Source organism: Isoptericola halotolerans (assembly GCF_003003075.1).
Classification (GTDB): Bacteria; Actinomycetota; Actinomycetes; order Actinomycetales; family Cellulomonadaceae; genus Isoptericola; species Isoptericola halotolerans_A.
On record NZ_PVTX01000007.1, the window covers coordinates 42,825 to 56,750 of the forward strand.

Below are 13,926 nucleotides of genomic sequence, written 5' to 3' on the forward strand. Positions count from 1 at the left end.
GGTGGGCGCTGGGACAATACGGAGCATGGACACCCCCCTCGAGGTCCCCATCCGCGACGACGTCATCCGGCTCGGCCAGTTCCTCAAGCTGGCCGGGCTTGCCGAGTCGGGCAACCATGCCCGCGACCTCGTGGCCGACGGCGACGTGCGCGTCGACGGCGAGACGGAGAACCGGCGCGGCCGCCAGCTGCGCCCCGGAGCACGCGTGACCGTCGTCGGTCCCGAGGGCGAGGAGACCGCCGTCGTCGTTCAGGACGACATGTAGGCGGACGCCATCACCCGGTCGGCTGCGAGCTGCAGCACGATCCGGTCCGGGTCGTGCTGCAGCTGCCGGAACCGCTTCGCGTAGCGCCGCACGGCCTCGGCCACCTCGTCGGCGTCCTCGACGACGGTGATGGTGCCCTCGAGCGTCATCCACCGGCCACCGTCGACCTGGCAGACCGCAGCCCGTGGCGGCTCGCCGTCGGGCCCCCGACGGCGGGCGTTGCGTGCTTTCACCGACGTGCGCCGCGCGGTGATGCGCACGACGCCCTGGTCGGCGTCCCAGGTGAAGGCGACCGGGACAACGTGGGGCGTGCCGTCGGCGCGCAGGGTGGTCAGCGTCGCGAGGTGTCGTTCCGTGACGAAGACGAGCTGCTCGGGGTTGAGTCGGATCACGGACGCGAGCCTACGCTCAGGCGTCGGCGTCCGAGCCACCGAAGCCGCGGACCGTGATGCGCGGCACCGCGCCGTCGTGCAGGGCACGCAGCACCGCCAGCTCGTGGGGCACGACCGGCTCGGGCAGGTGCACGAACGGGAACCAGCGCAGGTCCGCCGCCTTGTCCGGCTCCTGCAGCACCGGGTCGCCCTGCCAGCGGCTCACCGCGAAGAAGAAGTCCACCCGCTGCTCCAGGGCCGGACCGCCGGGCAGCCCGCGGTGCGAGACCGTCAGCGCCTCGAGGTCCGACGGCGCGACGGCCACCCCCAGCTCCTCGCGCGCCTCCCGCACGGCGGCCTCGAGCACCGACTCGTCCGGCTCCACGTGGCCGGCCGCGCCGGCCGCCCAGTACCCGTCCATGAATCCCGTGCCGGCGCGCAGCTGCAGCAGCACCTGCCCCTCACGGCGCAGGAGCAGGTAGACGGCCGGCACCACGCGGAACCGGTGGTCCGCGCTGCCGTCGTCCCAGCCGGCGCTCACGAGAGACAGCTCGGGCCGAGGAGTGCCTTGAGGTCGCCGAAGAGCGCCGGCGACTTCTCCACCCGGAGCCGGTCGGCCGCCCGGACCACGGTCTTCTTGCCGGGCTCGGCCACGTGCACGTGGACCTCGGCCGGCCCCGGGTGCGAGACCAGCACCTCGCGCAGCCGGACCATCACGGGCTCGACGCAGCGGGTGTGCGGCACGGTCACCTGCACCGGCGAGTCCGCCACGGCCGAGGTGTCCGGGAGCGTGACCTCCTGCGCCTGCAGCTGCATCTGCTCGTCGCGCCGGCGGACCCGACCCTTGAGCGTGACCACCTGGTCCTCGGCGAGCACCGTCGAGTAGGCCAGGTAGGTCTCGCCGAAGAACATGACCTCGACGGAGCCCTCCAAGTCCTCGATGGTCACCGCCGCCCACGGGTTGCCGTTCTTGCTCATCTTGCGCTGCACGGAGGTCAGCAGCCCGGCGACGGTGACGGAGGAACCGTCCGGACGGCCCTCGTCGGCCATGAGCGACGCGATCGACGTGTCGGCCGCACGGGCCAGCACGTGCTCCATGCCGGACAAGGGGTGGTCCGAGACGTACAGCCCCAGCATCTCCCGCTCGAACGCGAGCAGCTGCTTCTTGTCCCAGTCGGGCAGGTCCGGCACGTCGACGCTGAAGCTCATCTTCTCGTCGGTCGCGGCCAGGTCGGCGAAGAGGTCGAACTGTCCCTTGGCCTCCTCCCGCTTGACCGAGATCACCGAGTCCACGGCCTGCTCGTGGACCACCAGCAAGGCGCGGCGCGGGTGCCCGAGGGAGTCGAAGGCCCCGGCCTTGATCAGCGACTCGATGGTGCGCTTGTTGCAGACCACCGCCGGCACCTTGTCCAGGAAGTCGGTGAACGACGTGAAGTCGCCGTGCTCCTCGCGGGCCGCGATGATCGCCGAGACCACGTTCGCGCCGACGTTGCGGACGGCCGTCAGCCCGAAGCGGATGTCGTCGCCCACGGCCGTGAACTTCGCCGCCGACTCGTTGACGTCGGGCGGCAGGACGGTGATGCGCATCCGACGGCACTCGCCGAGGTACAGCGCCATCTTGTCCTTGTCGTCCCGCACGGACTGCAGGAGCCCCGCCATGTACTCCGTCGGGTACTTCGCCTTGAGATAGGCCGTCCAGTAGGCGACCAGCCCGTACCCGGCCGAGTGCGCCTTGTTGAACGCGTAGCCGGCGAACGGCACGAGCACGTCCCAGACCGCCTTGATCGCGGCGTCCGAGTAGCCGCGCTCCTTGCAGCCGGCCTCGAAGTTGACGAACTCCTTGGCCAGCACCTCGGGCTTCTTCTTGCCCATGGCACGCCGTAGCAGGTCCGCCTGCCCGAGCGAGTAGCCCGCGAGGATCTGCGCGGCGCGCTGCACCTGCTCCTGGTAGACGATGAGGCCGTAGGTCTCGTCCAGGACCTCGGACAGCGGCTCGGCCGTCTCGGGGTGGATCGGCTCGATCTTCTGCAGGCCGTTCTTGCGCAGCGCGTAGTTCACGTGCGAGTTCATGCCCATCGGGCCCGGGCGGTACAGCGCGATGACGGCGGAGAGGTCGTCGAACTTGTCCGGGCGCATCTGCCGCAGGAGCGAGCGCATCGGCCCGCCGTCGAGCTGGAAGACGCCCAGGGTCTCGCCGCGGGCCAGCAGCTCGTAGGTGGCGACGTCGTCGAGCGGGACGTGCTCGATCTCGACCGCGTCCTTGCCGTTCATGATGATGTTCTCGAGCGCGTCGTCGAGGATCGTCAGGTTCCGCAGCCCGAGGAAGTCCATCTTGATCAGGCCGAGGCCCTCGGACGTCGGGTAGTCGAACTGCGTGATGACCGCGCCGTCCTGCGGGCGCCGCATGATCGGGATGACGTCGATGAGCGGCTCGCTGGACATGATCACGCCTGCCGCATGCACGCCCCACTGCCGCTTGAGCCCCTCGATCCCCCGCGCGGTCTCCACGACGCGCTGCGCCTCGGGGTCGGTGTCGTGGACCTGCCGGAACTCGGCGGCCTCGGAGTAGCGCTCGTGCGAGGGGTCGAAGATCCCGGACAGCGGGATGTCCTTGCCCATGACGGGCGGCGGCATCGCCTTGGTGAGCTTCTCCCCCATGGCGAACGGGAAGCCGAGGACCCGCGACGCGTCCTTGAGCGCCTGCTTGGCCTTGATCGAGCCGTAGGTGACGATCATCGCCACCCGGTCGTCGCCGTACTTGTCGCTCACGTAGCGGATGACCTCGGAGCGCCGGCGCTCGTCGAAGTCGACGTCGACGTCGGGCATGGAGACGCGCTCCGGGTTGAGGAACCGCTCGAAGATCAGACCGTGCTCGAGCGGGTCGAGCTCGGTGATGCCCATGACGTAGGAGACCATCGAGCCGGCCGCCGAGCCACGGCCCGGGCCGACGCGGATCCCCTGCTCCTTGGCCCAGTTGATGAAGTCGGCGACCACGAGGAAGTACCCGGGGAAGCCCATCTGGATGATGACCTCGGTCTCGTACTTCGCCTGCGCGCGGACCTCGTCCGGGACTCCCGCCGGGTAGCGGCGGTGCAGGCCGTGCTCGACCTCCTTGACGAACCAGGAGATCTCGTCCTCGCCCTCGGGCACCGGGAAGTTCGGCATGTAGTTCGCGCCGGTGTCGAACGAGACCTCGCACCGCTCGGCGATGAGCAGCGTGTTGTCGACCGCCTCCGGCATCTCCGCGAAGAGCCGCCGCATCTCCGCGCCGGACTTGACGTAGAAGTTGTCGCCGCTGAACGCGAACCGGCTGCCACCCTGGTCGTAGGTCGGCTCGTCGAGGGTCGAGCCGGAGTTGACCGCGAGCAGCACCTCGTGCGCGTGGGAGTCCTCCTGCTTGGTGTAGTGCAGGTCGTTCGTCGCCACGAGCGGGGCCCCGATGTGCTCGGCCAGCCGCAGCAGGTCCTTGGACGTGCGGGACTCGATCTCGATCCCGTGGTCCATCAGCTCGACGAAGTAGTTCTCCTTGCCGAAGATGTCCTGGTACTCCCCGGCGGCCCGGACGGCCTCGTCCCACTGGCCGAGGCGCAGGCGCGTCTGGATCTCTCCCGACGGGCAGCCCGAGGTGGCCATCAGCCCTTCGGAATAGGTCTCCAGCAGCTCGCGGTCCATGCGCGGCCACTTGCCCATCTGGCCGTCCAGGGACGCCAGCGACGACGCCCGGAACAGGTTGTGCATGCCCGTGTTGTCCCGGGACCACAGGGTCATGTGGGTGTACGCGCCGCCCGCGGAGACGTCGTCGCGCCGTTGGCCCTGCTCCCCCCACAGGACCTTCGTGCGGTCGTGCCGGCTCGTGCCCGGCGTGACGTACGCCTCGACCCCGATGATCGGCTTGACCCCGAACTTCTGCGCCGTGCTCCAGAAGTCGAACGCCCCGAAGAGGTACCCGTGGTCGGTGATCGCGATGGCCTTCTGGCCCAGCCGAGCCACCTCGGTGAACAGGTCGTTCATCCGCGCCGCGCCGTCCAGCATCGAGTACTCGGTGTGGACGTGGAGGTGGACGAAGTCGTCGTTCTTCTCAGGTGCGTCCGGCATGGGGTCGAGTCTAGGAGGCACCACCGACCTTCGACGACGCCCCTCGCCGGATCGCCGTCACGGCCGGCCGTGCCCAGTACAGTGCTCCCAACGTCCGGCCGGAGAAGGAGGAGCGGTGGCCTCAGTGACGAGCGCCGACGTCGCCCGCGCCGCGGGGGTCTCCCGCACGACCGTCAGCTACGTGCTCAACGACACGCCCGGGGCGTCGGTCTCCGAGGCGACACGCGAGCACGTCCGCAGCACGGCCGCGCGGCTCGGCTACGCGCCGTCGGCGGCCGCACGGACGCTGCGGCGCGGCCGCAGCGACCTGGTCGTCTGCGTGCTGCCCGACTGGCCGACCGGGCCCGTCGTGGACTCCCTCCTGGACCACCTCACCGACGTGCTCGCCGAGCGCGGGCTGTTCGTGCTCGTCCACCACCACCGCGACTCCCGCGCGCTGGCGGAGCTGTGGCGGGCCGTGACGCCGCGTGCCGTCGTCGGGCTGGCGCCGTTCGCCGCCGAGGACGTCCGGGCGATGGAGCAGGCTGGGATCGCCGTCGTGGGATCGGTGGAACCGGCCGACGGCGGCGCGTTCGACCGCTCGCAGCACGACCTGGCCGTGCTCCAGGTCGACCACCTGGCGTCCCGCGGGCACCGGTCCGTCGCGTTCGCCACGCCGACCGACGACCGGCTGCGCCGGTTCGGGGACGCCCGGTTCGCGGGGGTCCGTGACGCCTGCGCGGCTCGTCGGCTCCCCGCACCGCGCCAGGCCGCCGTACCGGCCGACGAGCCGGCCACCGGCACGGTCCGCGCCTGGCACGCCGAAGGGGTCACCGCCGTCGCCGCGTACAACGACGAGGTCGCGCAGGCGGTGCTCGCCGGGGCACGGGACGCCGGTCTGACGGTCCCCGACGACCTCGCGGTGATCGGCGTCGACGACGCTCCCGCCGCCCGGGTGACGACGCCCCCGCTGACCACGGTGGCGCAGCCCGTGACCCCGCAGTCGGAGCACCTGGCGGCCAGCGTGCTGGCGGTGCTGGACGGACAGGGACCGCCACCGTGGCCGGACGACCCGGCGCGCGTCGTCGTCCGCTCCTCGACGTGAGCCGGCCCCACCCCACGGCTGTGGGGCGGGGCCGGGGCGAGGTCAGGGCGCCGGGTAGTTCACCACGTACTCCGGGGACCCGGACGTCGACGGCGGGACCGCATCACCCACGCCGTTGACGACGTGCTGGATGGTGCCGGCGCTGAGGTTGACCGTCATGACGTGGTGCAGCTGGACGCCCGGTACCTGCGGCACCGAGAACCCGTTCTCGGTGACGATCTCCGGGTTGTTCTGGTTGAACACGTACACGCCTGCACCGAAGAGCCGGTGCCGCTCGACGTCGTCGGCGACCTTGTAGCCCTCCCAGCCGAGGGTGCCGTCGGGCTGGGTCCAGTCCGCCTGGGTGGGCGGGTCGTAGGGCAGCTCGTTCTGGTAGAGCACCACGGTGCCGTCCTCGCCGTTCCAGATCGTGTTGTGCTCCTGGAAGTGCTCGACGAACAGCCCCGTCGCGGTGACCCGGTCGCCGTTCACCACGACGCCGTTGCGTCCGACGTTGGTGGCCCAGCGCTCCGTGTCGCCGTTGACGCCCGCCGACCCGTCCGTCGGGAAGCCCTCCACGCCGTGGTCGCCGCGCCACACCCAGGTGTGGTCGATGAGCACGTCGTGCGCGTTGACCTCCAGCGCGACGTCCGCCTTGCCGACGTGCGGCCCGCCGACGCGGAAGTACACGTCGGACAGCGTGATCGGGTCGACCGGGTCGGACCGGTGGTTCTTGCCGTGCTCCTTGCCCACCCGGAGCAGCGCCGGGGACTCCACGGTGCCGGCGTCGATGGAGACGCCCGCCACGACGACGCCGGAGGTGTCGGCGACCGTCAGCGGCACGGCGCCGTCGACGGCGGTGAGCGTGGCGTGGCCCATGCCGAGCACCACGGTGCCGGGGCGCTTGACGGCGATGCTCCGGTCGACGTCGTAGACCCCGGGCGTGAGCAGCAGGTGCTTGCCGCGTGCGAGGTGGCTGTTGATGGTCGCCACCGAGTCGCCGGGCTTCGCGACGTAGAAGTCCGTGATCGGCACGGTGCGCCCCGGCGTGGCGCCGTCGGCCCACGAGACCCCGCGGGTCTCGGTCTGCGCGGCGGGGACGCGCACCTGGTAGCGGCCGGCGTCGTCGACGAACAGGTACGGCTTCTCGCGACTCACCGGTGTGGTGTCGAGCGTCGTGTACGGCTCGGTCGGGAAGTTGTCCTCGCTCGGAGCGCCCTCGACGCCGGCGAAGACCTGGTTCCACACCGCGTTGGACCAGCCGCCGCCGAGCTCGCTGTTGCGGGTCAGCCACTGCTGCTGCGAGCCGTTGGTCACCTGGGTGTCGAAGCGGGAGTCGGCGATGAAGCCGCCGCTGGCGTACTGCGGTCCGGCCGTGCAGTAGTCCATGAGCGACAGCGGACCGCGCACGTCGAGGCGTCGCATCGAGACGGCCTGGGAGACGGCCCAGAAGTTGGTCGTGGCCTCGCACCCGCCCTGGCCGGCGGTGTTCACGTCGAGAGCCAGGTTGGAGATCGTCCGCCAGAAGTTCACCAGCGCGATGCAGTTCGGGTTCTCGGGGTCGTCCGACAAGCAGCGGTTGCGTACCTCGATGGCGCCCTCGACGGTCACATCCTGCGGGGACTCGCCGAGGCCGGCCACCTCGGTGTAGTACCCGACGCCGAACTGCAGCGGGTCCTCGGCCGAGCCGTAGGTGCCGGGCAGGAAGTAGACGGCGTGCCGGTCCGTGCCCATCTCGGCGTCGACCTGCTGGGCGTGCAGGGCGTCCATGGTCGCCTGGATCTCGTCCTGGGGCGTGTCCGGGCCGAACACGGTCACGTTCGGGCCGAAGTCCGGGGCGGTGGGGGCGGCCGCGTCGGGCGGGGCGGCCTGCGCGCCGGGGACGGTGGCGATGGCGGTCACGAGGGCTGCTCCTGCGGCGACGGTGGGTACGAGCCGGTGGTGCCGTCGTCGTGCGGTCGCCCGGGCCGGTGCGTGAGGTGATGACATGCGTCCTCCTCGTCGAGGTCGCGGGTGACTCGTGTCACCCGTCGTCGCGACTCTAACGGGCGAGAGGTCCCGCGGACAAGTACTCGTCAGGCGTAGGCGCCGCGGACGACCTCGAGCGCCGTCTCCAGGTCGTCGGGGTACTCGCTGGTGACCTCGACGCGACCACCGGTCAGCGGGTGCTCGAACCCGAGGCGCATCGCGTGCAGCCACTGCCGCGTGAGCCCGACCTTCGACGCCAGCACCGGGTCCGCGCCGTACGTGAGGTCGCCCACGAGCGGGTGCCGCAGCGCCGAGAAGTGCACGCGGATCTGGTGCGTGCGCCCCGTCTCCAGGTGCACCTCGGCCAACGAGGCCGCGGGCAGCATCTCCAGCACCTCGTAGTGCGTCACGGACGGCTTGCCCTCCGCCACCACCGCGAACCGGTAGTCGTGGTGCGGGTGCCGACCGAGCGGTGCGTCGATCGTCCCGGTGGTCGGTTCGGGGTGGCCCTGGACGAGCGCGTGGTAGACCTTGTTCACGGTGCGCTCCTTGAACGCACGCTTCAGCCCGGTGTACGCCGCCTCGCTCTTGGCCACCGCCATCAGCCCGGAGGTCCCGACGTCGAGCCGGTGCACGATGCCCTGCCGCTCGGCCGCCCCGGACGTGGAGATGCGGTAGCCCGCCGCCGCCAGCGCGCCGACCACCGTCGGCCCCGTCCACCCCGGCGACGGGTGCGCCGCCACGCCGACCGGCTTGTCGACCACCACGACGTCGTCGTCCTCGTAGGCGATCCGCATCCCCTCGACGGGCTCCGCGACGACCGCCGGTGCCGAGGTGGGTTTCGGCACGTCGACCTCCAGCCAGCCACCCGGGGTGAGACGGTCCGACTTGCCGACCTCGCGGCCGTCGAGCCGGACGGCACCCCCGGCGGCGAGCTCCGCCGCCTGGGTGCGCGAGAAACCCAGCATGCGCCCGAGGGCGACGTCCACCCGTTCGCCCACCAGGCCGTCCGGCACCGGCAGCGTCCGCGCCACCATCAGGCGGCGTCCCGGGCCTCGCGGCTGCCGTCGATGCCCACACCGCGGAAGGAGAGCACCACGATGAGGCCGGCCGCGACGACGATCGCGATGTCGGCGACGTTGCCGACGAAGAAGTCGGCGTAGGCGATCATGTCGACGACCTCGCCCCGGGCGAATCCTGGTTCGCGCAGCAGCCGGTCGACGAGGTTGCCCAGGGCGCCGCCGAGCAGCAGCCCGAGGGCGACGGTCCAGCCCACGGAGCCGAGCCGCCGCATCGCACGGAAGATCACCACGACGACCGCCACGACCACGATCGTCAGGACCCACGTGTAGCCGTTGGCCATGATGGACAGCGCGGCCCCGGGGTTGAAGACGAGGGTGAGCCCGAGCAGGTCGCCCAGCAGCGGGACCCGCACGCCCTCGGTGAGGGCTGTCAGCGCCCACCACTTCGTGAGCTGGTCGACCACGAGGACGGCGCCCGCCAGCAGGAGTGCCCACCGGCCCAGCCGCCCCCGGTGTGCGCACGGCTCGGAGGGAGGCGTCGAGGAGGCGGCCTCGGGCTCGTCGGGGATCTCAGGAACCGGCTGGGCACCGGTGGGCGTGGAGGACATCGCGCCCGATTCTACGGTCAGCGACGCTCCTCGCGCGCCTTCGCCTCGACCGACAGGGTCGCCCGGGGGAAGGCCTGCAGCCGCGCCTTGCCGATCGGGTGGTTCGTGATCTCGCACGTGGCGTAGGTGCCGCTGCGGATCCGGTCGAGCGCGTGCGTCGTCTGCGCCAGCAGGTCGCGCAGGTTGTTGACCAGCGTCAGCTCCTGCTCGCGCTCGAGTGCGCTCGAGCCGTAGTCGGCCTGGTCGTCGCCGGCGCCGTCGCCGGAGTTGCGCAGCAGGTCGCTCAGCTCGGCGTCGGCCGCGGCCAGCTCGCGGGTGAAGCGCTCGCGGTCCTCCAGCAGGAGCAGCGCGAGCTCGGACACCTCCTGGAGGGTCCAGGGGTCCTCCCCGTCACGGACGGGGAAGTTCTTGACGTCCCGCGCGAGGTTCGGGAACTCTTCCCGGACCGTGTCCCGCTGGGAGGTGGAGAGCTTGGCCATTCGCTGCCCTTCCGTTCGTGAGGTCACCGCAGCGTAAGTGCGCGGACCGGCCCGCACAACAGCACGCGCCGACGTGGCGTGTCCTGCGGTGGGGCCGGTCCGCGCAGGGACCGCTCCGGAGGTCCGCTCAGAGTTCCTGGGGACGTCCCGCGTTGGCGTTCTGCCGCTGGGGCGGGAGCGCCGAACCGCGCGCGTCCAGGTCGCCGAGCAGGTTCTGCAGGAAGCTCTTGAGCCGCGTGCGGTAGTCCCGCTCGAACAGCCGGAGCTCGTCGATCTTGCGCTCGAGGAGCGAGCGCTCCTGCTCGAGCTGCGAGAGCGTGCGGTGGCTCGTCTCCTCCGCCTCCCGCACGATGCGGCTGCCCTCGGACTTCGCCTCGGAGATCAGGCGGTCGCCCTCCTCCTGGCCCGAGCGCACGTAGTCGTCGTGCAGCTTCTGCGCCAGCTGGAGCATGCCGGTGGCCGACTCGGGCTCCGCGTGCGGCTTGTCGCCCGCCGGCGGTGCTGCCGCGGCGGCCGCGGCCGCCGCCTGGACCTGCGCCGCGACGTCAGGCTGCTCGGCGGACTGCTGCGCGGCATCGCTGCGGCTCAGCTCACCGACGCGGCGCTCGGCCGCGGCCAGCTTGGAGCGCAGGTCGTCGTTCTCCTCCTGCACGGACGTGAGCGTGCGGACGACCTCGTCGAGGAAGTCGTCGACCTCTTCGACGTCGTATCCCTCGCGGAACTTGGTCGCCGAGAACTTCTTGTTGAGGATGTCCTCTGCCGTCAGCAGTGCCATCGTGTCACCTCGTTGCCGTAGCGCGGTCCAGTGCACGGACCCGGAGCGTCCGTGGATGCCCACGGTAGCCGACGCCCGCGGCGACGGCCCCCCGGGCGGGTCGCGCTCACGGTGTCTTCACAGGTCCGACGGCAGTTGGTCCCGCGTGTCGCGGGACGCACGCCGGGTCGGCGCGCGTCGGCGCGCGCCGCCGCCGCCGCACGGGGATGCTCAGAAGCTCGCCGCGAGCGCGCCGGCGACGCGCAGCAGGATCGACGTGGCCAGGAACAGCACGAGGAACGCCAGGTCGAGGCGGATGCTGCCCAGGCTCAACGGCGGGATGACGCGGCGCAGCGCACGCAGCGGCGGGTCCGTGACCGTGTACACGGCCTCGGCGATCACCAGCACGATGCCGCGCGGACGCCACTCCCTGGCGAAGACCTGCACCCAGTCGAAGACGAGGCGGACGATCAGGCAGACGAGGAACAGGAACAGGGCGAAGTAGACGACGCCGAAGATCACACTCACGAGGGCAACCTACCGGACGCACGACGCGCGGCCCGGGGGGCGCTCCCGGGCCGCGCGTCGCGGTTGGTCTCAGCTCTGGTTGTAGAACGCGCCGGCACGGGGGTCGGGTCGCTCGGCGACCTGCTCCTCGCCCGTGATCTCGACGTGCTCGGGCGAGAGCAGGAAGACCTTGTTCGTCACCCGCTCGATCGACCCGTGCAGGCCGAAGATGAGCCCGGCCGAGAAGTCGACGAGACGCTTGGCGTCGGCGTCGTCCATGTCGGACAGGTTCATGATGACCGGGGTGCCACCGCGGAAGGCCTCCCCGATGAGCCGGGCGTCGTTGTACGACCGGGGGTGGATCGTCGTGATCCGCCGCAGGTCTCCCCCGGCGAACGCGTCCATCGGTGCTCCGTCCCGGTGCAGAGGCGTGACCTCGGCCTGGTAGTCGTCGTCACGCACCGGCTCCAGCTCCTCGTCGAACTCGTCGAGGTACTCCCCGTCAGGGCGCTGGTCGTCGGCCAGCCCCAGGTACAGCATGGTCTTGCGAAGCGCTCCGCCCATCGCCCTGCTCCGTTTCGTCGGTAGGTCTGTGACTTGACGGTAACCAGCACCGCGCGGTAAGCGGCGCACGACACGCCGGGGGCCGCACGGACTCAGGCGAGGACGATCACTCCCGCCTGGCGCCCGGTGACCTCGCCCGCGGCCGTGGCCTGACGGTGCGAGAAGAGATCCGGGTCGGTGCGCGTGCACCGTTCCACCCGGTCGGCCGGAACGCCCATCGCCGACAGGCGGGCCAGCACGCCGGCCGGCAGGTCGAGCGCGGGGGTGCCCGAGGCGGTCGTGGCCCACGCCTCCGGCACGACGGCGGTCACTTCGTCGCGCAGGGCCTCCGGCACCTCGTAGCACGCACCGCAGACGGCCGGGCCGACGGCGGCGCGCAGCCCGTCCCTGCTGGCTCCGCGCGCGACCATCGCGTCGACCGCACGGTCCACGACGCCGGCCACGAGCCCTCGCCGCCCGGCGTGGGCGACACCGGCGACGCGTGCGACGGGATCGACGAGGAGGACCGGGACGCAGTCGGCCACCAGGACCCCGAGCCCCAACCCGGCCTCGGCCGTGACGAGGGCGTCGGCCTCGCCGGCGCTCAGCGGCGGCGTCACCGACTCCCACTCGGTGCGCTCCGCACCGCCGAGCGCCAGCACCGTGGCACCGTGCACCTGGGTGGCGAAGGCGACGGGCGCCCCGATCCATCCGGCCAGCTGCTCACGGTTGCGACGCACCCGGGCCTCCTCGTCGCCCGTCGACGTGCCGAGGTCGAGCGAGGACCAGGGCGCGGGCGACACGCCGCCGTGCCGCGTGGTGAAACCGGCCACGACGCCCGGACCGAGGTCCACACGCAGCAGTCCTGCTCCGAGGTCCGCGGGCAAGAGCGCCTCCTGGGCCCAGGTGGCCGACGACGTCACTTCAGGAAGTCGGGCACGTCGAGCTCGGGCTCCGGCCGGGACCTCTCGGCCACCCGCGGCACCTCGACCGGCCGCTCCACGGTCACGCCCTCGCCGTCCTCGACCACGGTGAAGGCGGGCCGCGCCTGACCGGAGCCCACCGGCTGCAGGCTCGCGGGGACGTCGTCGGGGTCAGCAGGGATGGGCCTCGGCCTGGCGTGCGCCGGCTCGGCGGCGGGCACCGGGGCGGTCGCCGGCGAGCCCCCCTGCGGCGAGGAGGCCGCGGGGGCCGTCCGGGCGCTGTCGGCGACGGCCGGCGAAGCGGCCCCGGCCACCTGACCCAGGGCGCGGGAGTCCTCCCGGGTCTTCGGCAGACCGCCGTCGAACCCCGCCGCGATGACCGTGACGCGCACCTCGTCACCGAGGGCGTCGTCGATGACCGTGCCGAAGATGATGTTCGCCTCCGGGTGGGCCGCCTCCTGCACCAGGCGCGCCGCCTCGTGCACCTCGAACAGCCCGAGGTCGCTGCCGCCCTGGATGGACAGCAGCACGCCGTGGGCGCCGTCGATCGAGGCCTCGAGCAGCGGCGAGGAGATCGCCAGCTCGGCGGCCTGCACCGCCCGATCCTCCCCGCGGGCAGAGCCGATGCCCATCAGGGCCGATCCCGCACCCTGCATCACCGACTTGACGTCGGCGAAGTCGAGGTTGATCAGTCCGGGGGTGGTGATGAGGTCCGTGATGCCCTGGACACCGGAGTGCAGGACCTGGTCCGCCGAGTGGAACGCTGCGATCGCCGAGACGCTCTTGTCGGACATGGACAGCAGGCGGTCGTTCGGGATCACGATGAGGGTGTCGACCTCCTCGCGGAGCGCCTCGATGCCCTGCTCGGCCTGGACCGAGCGGCGCCGACCCTCGAAGGTGAACGGCCGCGTCACGACGCCGACGGTCAGCGCCCCCAACGAGCGGGCGATGCGGGCCACGACGGGCGCGCCGCCGGTGCCCGTGCCGCCGCCCTCGCCGGCGGTGACGAAGACCATGTCCGCCCCGCGCAGGACGTCCTCGATCTCCTCCTCGTGGTCCTCGGCGGCCTTGCGCCCGACCTCGGGGTCGGCGCCGGCCCCCAGGCCGCGGGTGAGCTCGCGCCCGACGTCGAGCTTGACGTCGGCGTCCGACATCAGCAGCGCCTGGGCGTCGGTGTTGATGGCGATGAACTCGACGCCCTTGAGGCCGACCTCGATCATGCGGTTCACGGCGTTCACGCCGCCACCGCCGATGCCGACCACCTTGATCACTGCCAGGTAGTTCTGCGGAGTTGCCACGTCGTTGCCTCTCGGGTCGTTCCGGGTCCT

The 13,926-nt window shown here is 71.8% G+C and carries 14 protein-coding genes; 2 read left to right on the top strand and 12 right to left on the bottom strand.

Annotated elements, in window-relative coordinates:
- Window positions 1-25: 25 nt before the first annotated feature.
- Entirely contained in the window at window positions 26-265 is a 240-nt protein-coding gene (locus BCL65_RS10920) for an RNA-binding S4 domain-containing protein (RefSeq protein WP_106267943.1), read from the top strand.
- On the opposite strand, the gene BCL65_RS10925 is transcribed toward BCL65_RS10920, so the two are convergent.
- Genes BCL65_RS10925 through dnaE form a run of 3 tightly spaced genes read right to left on the bottom strand, consistent with a single transcriptional unit; the run spans window position 250 to window position 4,731 of the window.
- Window positions 250-657 (bottom strand): pyridoxamine 5'-phosphate oxidase family protein, encoded by a 408-nt coding sequence (locus tag BCL65_RS10925; RefSeq protein ID WP_106267945.1) that lies wholly within the window; start codon window positions 655-657, stop codon window positions 250-252. The two genes, BCL65_RS10920 and BCL65_RS10925, sit on opposite strands and share 16 nt — an antisense overlap.
- A gap of 16 nt (window positions 658-673) precedes the next feature.
- The gene (locus tag BCL65_RS10930) at window positions 674-1,177 is read right to left on the bottom strand and encodes an NUDIX hydrolase (RefSeq protein WP_207767707.1); all 504 of its coding nucleotides are present in this window, start codon (window positions 1,175-1,177) and stop codon (window positions 674-676) included.
- Window positions 1,174-4,731 (bottom strand): DNA polymerase III subunit alpha, encoded by a 3,558-nt coding sequence (gene dnaE, locus BCL65_RS10935; protein ID WP_106267947.1) that lies wholly within the window; start codon window positions 4,729-4,731, stop codon window positions 1,174-1,176. The genes BCL65_RS10930 and dnaE overlap by 4 nt, the downstream gene beginning before the upstream one ends.
- A gap of 115 nt (window positions 4,732-4,846) precedes the next feature.
- Between dnaE and BCL65_RS10940 the strand changes: the two genes are divergently transcribed.
- On the top strand, window positions 4,847-5,815 hold the full coding sequence (locus BCL65_RS10940; RefSeq protein ID WP_106267948.1) for a LacI family DNA-binding transcriptional regulator: 969 nt from the start codon (window positions 4,847-4,849) through the stop codon (window positions 5,813-5,815).
- A 42-nt stretch (window positions 5,816-5,857) separates the two neighbouring features.
- Here the strand turns inward: BCL65_RS10940 and BCL65_RS10945 are convergent, their stop codons facing one another.
- The 9 genes from BCL65_RS10945 to ftsZ all read right to left on the bottom strand — a co-directional run bounded on the left by BCL65_RS10945 (window position 5,858) and on the right by ftsZ (window position 13,896).
- Window positions 5,858-7,783: a glycosyl hydrolase family 28-related protein gene (locus BCL65_RS10945; RefSeq protein ID WP_106267950.1), complete on the bottom strand. Its 1,926-nt coding sequence runs from the start codon at window positions 7,781-7,783 to the stop codon at window positions 5,858-5,860.
- An 86-nt stretch (window positions 7,784-7,869) separates the two neighbouring features.
- Window positions 7,870-8,799: an RluA family pseudouridine synthase gene (locus BCL65_RS10950; RefSeq protein WP_106267951.1), complete on the bottom strand. Its 930-nt coding sequence runs from the start codon at window positions 8,797-8,799 to the stop codon at window positions 7,870-7,872.
- A complete protein-coding gene (lspA, locus tag BCL65_RS10955; protein WP_106267953.1) occupies window positions 8,799-9,392 on the bottom strand; it encodes a signal peptidase II in 594 nt (197 codons plus the stop codon). Before lspA ends, BCL65_RS10950 begins: the two co-directional genes overlap by 1 nt.
- A 17-nt stretch (window positions 9,393-9,409) precedes the next feature.
- Window positions 9,410-9,871, bottom strand: coding sequence for a TraR/DksA family transcriptional regulator (locus tag BCL65_RS10960; protein ID WP_106267955.1), 462 nt, complete (start codon window positions 9,869-9,871; stop codon window positions 9,410-9,412).
- Window positions 9,872-9,998: 127 nt separating this feature from the next.
- Window positions 9,999-10,646, bottom strand: coding sequence for a DivIVA domain-containing protein (locus BCL65_RS10965; RefSeq protein ID WP_106267957.1), 648 nt, complete (start codon window positions 10,644-10,646; stop codon window positions 9,999-10,001).
- A gap of 210 nt (window positions 10,647-10,856) precedes the next feature.
- Window positions 10,857-11,153 (bottom strand): YggT family protein, encoded by a 297-nt coding sequence (locus BCL65_RS10970; RefSeq protein WP_106267959.1) that lies wholly within the window; start codon window positions 11,151-11,153, stop codon window positions 10,857-10,859.
- A gap of 69 nt (window positions 11,154-11,222) precedes the next feature.
- Window positions 11,223-11,696 carry a cell division protein SepF gene (locus BCL65_RS10975; RefSeq protein WP_106267961.1) on the bottom strand — a complete coding sequence of 158 codons (474 nt, stop codon included), beginning with the start codon at window positions 11,694-11,696 and terminating at the stop codon, window positions 11,223-11,225.
- Between the two features lie 92 nt (window positions 11,697-11,788).
- Window positions 11,789-12,598: a polyphenol oxidase family protein gene (locus tag BCL65_RS10980; protein WP_106267963.1), complete on the bottom strand. Its 810-nt coding sequence runs from the start codon at window positions 12,596-12,598 to the stop codon at window positions 11,789-11,791.
- Window positions 12,595-13,896 (bottom strand): cell division protein FtsZ, encoded by a 1,302-nt coding sequence (ftsZ, locus tag BCL65_RS10985; protein ID WP_106267965.1) that lies wholly within the window; start codon window positions 13,894-13,896, stop codon window positions 12,595-12,597. The genes BCL65_RS10980 and ftsZ overlap by 4 nt, the downstream gene beginning before the upstream one ends.
- Window positions 13,897-13,926: the final 30 nt, after the last annotated feature.